Source organism: Nioella aestuarii, assembly GCF_050896395.1.
GTDB lineage: Bacteria > Pseudomonadota > Alphaproteobacteria > Rhodobacterales > Rhodobacteraceae > Nioella > Nioella aestuarii.
The window spans coordinates 46657-54040 of sequence record NZ_JBPBBA010000029.1 but is presented as its reverse complement, the minus strand read 5'-3'; the positions used below and the strand labels follow the sequence as shown (position 1 = coordinate 54040).

Genomic DNA, 7384 nt, shown 5'->3' with positions numbered 1-7384 from the left:
CGTGCCCGGCGCAGCGCCGCCAAAGCGCCCTCTCGGTCCAAATCAGACAAGACAAGCCCGCTGAACACCACCAGCGCATCACCCGGCTCAATCGGCGGCATCGGTCCGCCATGGGCCACATGCACGCCGCTGTCCCCCGGCACCGACGCGCCTGACAGCGCCGTGGTTTGGAAAGTCACCCCTGCCTCAGTCAAGACCGTCGACGCAGCCCCAAGCGCCGCCAGATCAAAGCCGGGCAGCAAGAGAAAGCGAAAGGGCAGCGCGTTTGTCATGGCCGAACTCTAACCCGTTGCCACGTCTTGGGATAGTCCGGGTTGATCCCGACACGAAAGACAGGTCATCTTGGCGACAGACCCATTCGCAGGATTCCTCAATGCAGACCGTTTTCGTCCAGATCCGATGCAAACCCGGCACCACATATGACGTGGCCTTCAATATCGTCCTGAAGGAAATCCATGCCGAGCTCTTCTCCACCTCGGGCGAATATGACCTGCTGGTCAAGCTGATCATCCCCGAGGGCGAAGACATAGGCCGCTACATCAACGAACGCCTCTGCGACGTGCCGGGTATCGAGCGGACGCTGACCACGCTGACCTTCAAGGCGTTCTGAAGGGCGGCTATGAGCCGCCCATGCGCGGAATGCTCCAGATCACAGGCGGGCACTATTTGAGGCGTCGCACGCCAGGCGGATGTCGGCTTTGAGCCCGAAGCAGCCGCTTGGAAAGCCGCCGCTTAGGGTGTCTAGCAGTTTCCAGTTGAAAAACCTCTTATTGTTTTGAACCATGAGCTCAAGTTGCGGCTTTCGGCCAGAGTTGGGGTAACGCAAACGGAGAGGAAGTGATGGGCATTTTGGATGGGAAGGTCGCGGTTGTAACAGGCGCCAGCCGGGGAATTGGACGCGGTGCTGCAATCGGTTTGGCACGTGAAGGTGCAGCGGTCGTCATCGCGGCGCGTACGCTATCACCCTCCCAAGACGTCAAGATCGACGGAGATGGCGCCTCTGTCGGTGGATCGCTCGAAGAAGTTGCCAAACAGATCGAGGCTGAGGGCGGAACAGCCATTCCGGTCGCCTGCGACCTAAGCGATGCCAGGTCTGTCGAAAATCTGGTGCAGGTCGCTTTAGATAAATTTGGCCGCATCGACGTGCTGGTGAACAATGGACAACCGCAAAGCACTCTCGCTGGTCGTTTTTGGGAAATGCCCGCCTCTGCGTTCGACACCCACATTGCGGTAGGTGCACGTTCCTACTACCTCGCGGCTCACGCAGCGGTTCCGGCAATGATCAAGCAAGGAAGCGGGTGCATTGTAAACATCTCTTCACCGGGTGCTTGTTTTGATTTCTTCTGCGCCCCGTATTCTATCGCGCGGGCGGCAGCTGACCGGATGACCCAGTCGTTCGCTTCGGAATTGAACGGCACCGGTGTTAGAGCTTACTCTCTCTGGCCTTCTTTCATTCGAACCGAGCGGGTCGTCATGGCAGCTTCCGGTGAAGATGCTGGCTTTCAGATGCCTCCAGGTTTCGATCCGGCGACCCAAGCTAACTCGCCAGAGATGGTGGGGCTCGCCATTGCACATCTGACTGCTGATACAAAAGAGGCAGAACGAAACGGCACCGCGCTCACACTCTATGAAGTTTCCGAGACGTATGGGTTCACTGATTACGATGGACGCCCAGCTATGCGGCACGCTTCAGTCGAAAACGCCATTGGCAAGTTTGGACGGGTCATACCTCACGTCTTCACCAAGATGGCCAAATGACAACCGATGTAACGGCTAGTCAAAACGCTTGATTGTTATTCGAACGGGCGGTGACTGATTTGTCCCGCAAAGCCGACATACCTAGCCGTCGGACGCAGCGCCCTCTCCGCCTCAGTCGGCGGCTCTACACTGCAATGGGTCATTCTGCAGCCTTCACTCCCCGTCGAACCAGTCCAACAACGCCTGAACATCGGGGGTCAGCGCCTCGGCCATGCCGCCGCAAAACGCTTCGAACGGTTCCCGATTCAACCCGTTCAGCCCCACCACGACCGGAATATCCTGCGCCAGAGCCGTGCCGATCACCTCACGAAAGCCGCGGCCCTCGGATTCCTGTTTGCCGAACTTGTTGACCACCAAGAGCCGGGTGTCCCCTGACAGGCGCTGGCCGACCAGACCCACGGCCTGTTCCAGCGCGTCGGGGTTCAGGCGGCAGCCGCGCGACCCCGGCCCCAGATCCTGGCTGATCCGCAGCACCGGGCCAGAGGGCAGAACCTCTACATCCATGTCGCAGGCTTTCGAAGGCCCGCAATCGGTATTGGTTTGCACCACGCCCGCAACATCCACACCGCGCGCCATCAGCGTCTCAACAAAGCGGCCAAGCACCCGGTCCACATCGCCGCGCCCCGGCGACATCACATATCCAATTTTCATGGCCTGCCCTCCCTACCCCGTTTCATTCCGGTCCAGATGCGCCGCTGTCAGCGTCACGTCAAGGTTTCGCAACTCACCTTCAGCCAGCCGATAGATCAACCCGTGTACGGACACATAGTCGCCCCGCGCCCATGCCCTCTGCAGAACCGGGGTTTCTGCAAGGCGGCTCACGGCGTCGATCACGCTTAGCTCTGCCAGTCGGTCATTGCGCGCCGGCCCTTCGGGATAGGCCGCCAGATCCTTGGCCTCACGCCGGGCCAGACGGCGCAACGCTTCCAGCCAGTGATCGGCCAAACCGTTTACCAGCCCCTGGCTTGCCGCTGCGATCCCCCCACAGCCGGTATGTCCGCAGACGATGATCTCTCGAATGCACAGAACGTCAACCGCAAACTCAAGCGCGCTCAGCAGGCTGAAATCGGTCGAGTGAACAAGGTTCGCCACATTGCGGTGCACGAAGATCTCACCGGGGTTCAGCCCACCCACCACGTTCTCCGGCACCCGGCTGTCGGAACAACCGATCCAAAAGTAACTGGGCTGCTGCCCTTGGGCCATGCGTTGAAAATAGTCTGGATCTGACCGGCGTCTGCCATCCGCCCAGGCTGTGTTTCTGGCAAGCAGTTTCTGCAACATTGTCTAGACCCCGCGACCGTTTCTGATAGCCATCCAACGAGGCACCAAGGCCCGCGTCAAGGGCACTCAACCGCCTCATTGTTCACCATGCGACCAATAGTCAGGCGCAAACGCCCAGATTTTGGGCAGGCATTCAAGGCCGCGATCCTGCGATGAAGCTTGCCCGCGCGATCAGCTTGCATCCCGCGTAGATGCATTTGCCAATTGATTAGTCCCGAAACTACCTCATAGTGGAGACATGGCAGACAACGCTCCAACCTTCGATGAGATGCTGGAAGACGCGAACCAGCCCCGCCCGCCGTATGAGTCCTATTTTCAGTGGTTTGCGAATGAAGATCTGAAGGATCTGCGCCGCAAATCGACCGAGGCTGAAGCCTTTTTCAGACGCATCGGCATCACCTTCAATGTCTACGGTCAACAGGACGCTGATGAACGGCTGATCCCCTTCGACATTGTCCCGCGCATCATATCAGCGCGTGAATGGGCAACGTTGGAACGTGGTATTGAACAGCGGGTTCGCGCGATAAACGCCTTTCTGCATGACATCTATCACAGGCAGGAGATCCTGCGCGCAGGCCGCATTCCGAAGGAAATCATCTCAAAGAACTCAGCGTTTCTGCCGGAAATGATCGGGGTAAACCCGCCCGGCGGCGTCTACACCCACATCGTCGGCACCGATCTGGTGCGCACCGGCGAAAACGAGTTCTTCGTGCTGGAAGACAATGCCCGCACCCCCTCCGGTGTCAGCTATATGCTGGAGAACCGGGAGACCATGCTTCAGATGTTCCCCGAGCTGTTCAGCAAGCTCAAGGTCCGGCCCGTCAGCGCCTATCCTCAACTTCTGCGCCGTTCGCTGGCCGATTGCGCGCCCGAGGGGCTGACGGACAGGCCCACGGTGGCGGTGCTGACCCCCGGCATCCACAACTCGGCCTATTTCGAACACGCATTTCTGGCCGATCAGATGGGGGCGGAGCTTGTAGAAAGCCACGATCTGTCGGTTGAAAACGGTCGCGTCGTGATGCGAACAACGCAAGGCTATCATCCTATTGATGTGCTCTACCGGCGCGTGGATGACGACTACCTCGACCCGCTGACCTTCAATCCCAACAGCCTGCTTGGGGTGCCCGGCATCATGGATGTCTACCGTTCGGGCGGCATCACCATCGCCAATGCACCGGGCACGGGCATCGCCGATGACAAGGCACTCTATAGCTACATGCCCGATATCGTCGAGTTCTACACCGGCGAACGGGCGATCCTGCAAAACGTGCCGACCTGGCGCTGTTCAGAGGAGGACTCGCTTGCCTATGTGCTCGATCACCTGTCCGAACTGGTGGTCAAAGAGGTGCACGGATCGGGCGGCTACGGGATGCTCGTGGGCCCTGCCGCGTCCAAGAAAGAACTGGCCGCCTTCGAGAAGAAGCTGCGCGCGCGGCCTTCGAACTATATCGCGCAACCCACCCTGGCGCTGTCGACCGTGCCGATCCTGTCCAAGTCGGGGCTTGCGCCGCGCCATGTGGACCTGCGCCCCTTCGTGCTGGTGTCCCCTAACAAGATAGAGATCACGCCTGGCGGCTTGACCCGCGTCGCGCTCAAGAAAGGCTCTCTGGTGGTGAATTCCAGCCAGGGCGGCGGCACCAAAGACACTTGGGTATTGGGGGACTAGGCCGATGATGCTGGGAAAAACCGCAGGCGGGCTGTTCTGGATGTTCCGCTACATTGAACGCGCCGAAAACACCGCGCGGCTGTTAGAGGCCGGCTGGCGCATTGCGTTGACCCGGAGTGACGGGGAATCGAATGAATGGCAATCGGTGATCAGCACGGCAGGAAGCGACGCTGCCTATTCCGAAAAGTTCGACAGTTTCGAGTCCGCGTCGGTCATTAACTTCCTGCTGCGCGACCGCGACAACCCCTCCTCGGTTCTGAACTCCATCGACGCCGCCCGGTCAAATGCGCGGCTGGTGCGGACCGCCCTGTCCTCGGAAGTATGGGAGGCGGTGAATGAATGCTGGATGGCTATCAAAGCTGCGTTGAGCCGACCGGTATCAGAACGCAACCTGCATGACCTGCTGGCAACGATCCGGTTCCGCACCTCGGTCGTGCGCGGCGCGCTGCATGGCACAATGTTGCGCAACGATATCTTCGCCTTCTCACGGCTTGGCACCTTTCTGGAACGCGCCGACAACACGGCCCGCATTCTTGATGTGAAATATTACGTCCTGCTTCCTTCGGCCTCGTTTGTTGGCAGCCGCATCGACAATGTGCAGTGGGAGATCATCCTGCGATCCGTGTCCGCCGAACGCAGCTATCGCTGGCTGAATGGCGGCGAAACCACACCACAGGGCATCGCTGATTTCCTGATCCTCGACAGACGGATGCCCCGGTCCATGGCCTTCTGTTTCTCGAAGATCGGGGAAAACCTGAACTGGCTTGCTGACGACTATGGTATCCGCCACGATTGCCACGCGCTTGCCGATCGCATCTGCGCGGCGCTGAATGCGGCCACCGTTCAATCCATCTTCGACGAGGGTCTGCACGAATTCCTGACCGCCAGCATCAATGATACCGCTGAATTGGCCAGCCTCATTCAGAGAGACTTCAGGTTCATACAATGACCGTGCGCAATCTTCTCCGGATCACCCATGTGACCACATATACCTATGACCAACCGGTATATTATGCCCTGCAACAGCTGCGCCTTGTGCCCCGGTCCGGGCACGGTCAGACCGTTCTGGACTGGTCTTCGACCATCACCGGCGGCACCAAACAGGCCAGTTTTTCCGACCAGTTCGTCAACCACACCGAGCTGGTCAAAGTCGATCCTGGCGCGACCCTGATCGAGATCCGCAGCGAAGGCACCGTTGAAGTTGAGGACAACCATGGCGTCATCGGCACTCACAAGGGATTCGCCCCTTTGTGGCTGTTCGAGTCCCCAACCCCGAACACCACCCCCGGCCCCGCTATCCGGGCCCTGGCACGTCAATTGAAGTCAGAGACCGAAGAGCTCGACCCTCTCGCGCAATTACATGCCCTGTCGGCAATGATCCTGACCAAGGTCGCCTATGAAACCGGGCGCACAAACAGCGACACCACCGCCGAATCTGCCCTGGGCGCAGGGCATGGCGTCTGTCAGGACCACGCCCATATCATGATTGCCGCAGCGCGCCTGCTCGGTCATCCTGCCCGATATGTCTCGGGCTATCTGATGATGAACGACCGTGTGGAACAGGATGCCAGCCACGCCTGGTGCGAAGTCTGGACCGAGGCGCTTGGTTGGGTCGGCTTTGACGTGTCGAACGGCATATCGCCAGATGCCCGCTATGTACGCGTCGCCACCGGTCGCGATTACCGTGATGCAGCCCCAATTATGGGCATCCGGCAGGGTGCAGGCGACGAACACTTGCAAGTCAGCTTGCAAGTTCAGCAATAGCCTGATTTCAAGGCAACGGAATAATAGAGGGCGACGGCCGTGACCTATTGCGTGGGGCTGAAATTGAAGCGGGGACTGGTGTTCATGTCGGACACCCGCACGAATTCGGGCATCGACAATATCTCCACCTTCCGCAAGATGTTTATCTTCGAAGAACCCGGCGAACGCTGCATCACAATCATGACGGCGGGCAATCTGGCGACCACACAATCGGTGATCAGCCTTTTGGAGGAACGCGGCAAAGCCCCCGATGACCGCAATCCCGGCATCTACAAGGCCAAATCGATGTTTCAGGTCGCCACCCTGATTGGCGACACGCTGAAAGAGGTTATCGCAAGCCACACCGATAGCGGCCAGCAGGCCGACGCGATGTTTTCCGCGACCATCATTGTCGGCGGTCAGGTCGGCGACGGCGAAGCCCGCATGTTCATGATCTACCCGGAAGGCAATTTCATTGAGGCCAGCGAGGACACGCCCTTCTTCCAAATCGGCGAAACCAAATATGGCCGCCCGATCCTTGTGCGTGCGTTTGAACCGGACATGAGCTTTGAGGACGCCATCAAGCTGCTGCTTGTGTCTTTCGATTCGACGATCAAGGCCAACCTCTCGGTCAGTCTGCCGCTGGATCTGCATGCCTATGATGCCGACAGCAGGACCCGAGGCAGAGAGATGCGGATTCAGGCCGACAATGCCTATTTCGAAGAGATCTCGACAGGCTGGGGCGTCGCCCTGAAGAACGCGTTCCGGGAACTGCCGGATTTCGCCTTCCCCTCCGCGTAATCCGCGCAACGTCAGCACAGGGGGTGTATGGGGGCGTACCGGGGCGCCGCCATTTTATTAATCCCCAGCCCCCTTGACCTTCCAGAGACTGGAACCCTTATCTACCGTGCTGATCGAGGATTCCGCCCGAAGGGA

At 59.2% G+C, this 7384-nt stretch carries 9 protein-coding genes; 6 read left to right on the top strand and 3 right to left on the bottom strand.

Going from position 1 to position 7384, the window contains the following annotated elements:
• The coding region (locus tag ACROHD_RS15470) for a type 1 glutamine amidotransferase family protein (RefSeq protein WP_432679116.1) at positions 1 to 272 on the bottom strand (272 nt) is incomplete at its 3' end.
• Positions 273 to 373: 101 nt separating this feature from the next.
• On the opposite strand from ACROHD_RS15470, the gene ACROHD_RS15465 reads away from it, so the two are divergent.
• Both ACROHD_RS15465 and ACROHD_RS15460 read left to right on the top strand, forming a co-directional pair.
• The gene (locus tag ACROHD_RS15465) at positions 374 to 610 is read left to right on the top strand and encodes an Lrp/AsnC ligand binding domain-containing protein (protein WP_071690194.1); all 237 of its coding nucleotides are present in this window, start codon (positions 374 to 376) and stop codon (positions 608 to 610) included.
• Positions 611 to 840: 230 nt separating this feature from the next.
• Positions 841 to 1758 (top strand): SDR family NAD(P)-dependent oxidoreductase, encoded by a 918-nt coding sequence (locus tag ACROHD_RS15460; protein WP_432679114.1) that lies wholly within the window; start codon positions 841 to 843, stop codon positions 1756 to 1758.
• A gap of 153 nt (positions 1759 to 1911) precedes the next feature.
• On the opposite strand, the gene ACROHD_RS15455 is transcribed toward ACROHD_RS15460, so the two are convergent.
• Together ACROHD_RS15455 and ACROHD_RS15450 are read right to left on the bottom strand one after the other, a co-directional pair.
• Positions 1912 to 2409: a DUF2478 domain-containing protein gene (locus ACROHD_RS15455; protein WP_432679112.1), complete on the bottom strand. Its 498-nt coding sequence runs from the start codon at positions 2407 to 2409 to the stop codon at positions 1912 to 1914.
• 12 nt (positions 2410 to 2421) lie between these two features.
• Positions 2422 to 2961, bottom strand: a complete 540-nt coding sequence (locus ACROHD_RS15450; RefSeq protein ID WP_432679110.1) for a carbonic anhydrase — start codon at positions 2959 to 2961, stop codon at positions 2422 to 2424.
• Positions 2962 to 3277: 316 nt separating this feature from the next.
• On the opposite strand from ACROHD_RS15450, the gene ACROHD_RS15445 reads away from it, so the two are divergent.
• From ACROHD_RS15445 to ACROHD_RS15430, 4 genes are read left to right on the top strand one after another with little or no spacing between them, the layout of a single operon-like run.
• The gene (locus tag ACROHD_RS15445) at positions 3278 to 4705 is read left to right on the top strand and encodes a circularly permuted type 2 ATP-grasp protein (protein WP_432679108.1); all 1428 of its coding nucleotides are present in this window, start codon (positions 3278 to 3280) and stop codon (positions 4703 to 4705) included.
• A gap of 7 nt (positions 4706 to 4712) precedes the next feature.
• A complete protein-coding gene (locus ACROHD_RS15440) occupies positions 4713 to 5654 on the top strand; it encodes an alpha-E domain-containing protein (RefSeq protein WP_432679122.1) in 942 nt (313 codons plus the stop codon).
• Between the two features lie 2 nt (positions 5655 to 5656).
• A complete protein-coding gene (locus ACROHD_RS15435) occupies positions 5657 to 6469 on the top strand; it encodes a transglutaminase family protein (protein ID WP_432679106.1) in 813 nt (270 codons plus the stop codon).
• 39 nt (positions 6470 to 6508) lie between these two features.
• A complete protein-coding gene (locus ACROHD_RS15430) occupies positions 6509 to 7249 on the top strand; it encodes a proteasome-type protease (RefSeq protein WP_432679104.1) in 741 nt (246 codons plus the stop codon).
• The last annotated feature ends 135 nt before the right edge of the window (positions 7250 to 7384 follow it).

Coding starts and splice junctions, on each gene's coding strand:
- ACROHD_RS15460 (WP_432679114.1), top strand. CDS start 841: ATGGGCATTTTGGATGGGAAGGTCGCGGTTGTAACAGGCGCCAGCCGG.
- ACROHD_RS15445 (WP_432679108.1), top strand. CDS start 3,278: ATGGCAGACAACGCTCCAACCTTCGATGAGATGCTGGAAGACGCGAAC.
- ACROHD_RS15455 (WP_432679112.1), bottom strand. CDS start 2,409: ATGAAAATTGGATATGTGATGTCGCCGGGGCGCGGCGATGTGGACCGG.
- ACROHD_RS15450 (WP_432679110.1), bottom strand. CDS start 2,961: ATGGCCCAAGGGCAGCAGCCCAGTTACTTTTGGATCGGTTGTTCCGAC.
- ACROHD_RS15465 (WP_071690194.1), top strand. CDS start 374: ATGCAGACCGTTTTCGTCCAGATCCGATGCAAACCCGGCACCACATAT.
- ACROHD_RS15440 (WP_432679122.1), top strand. CDS start 4,713: ATGCTGGGAAAAACCGCAGGCGGGCTGTTCTGGATGTTCCGCTACATT.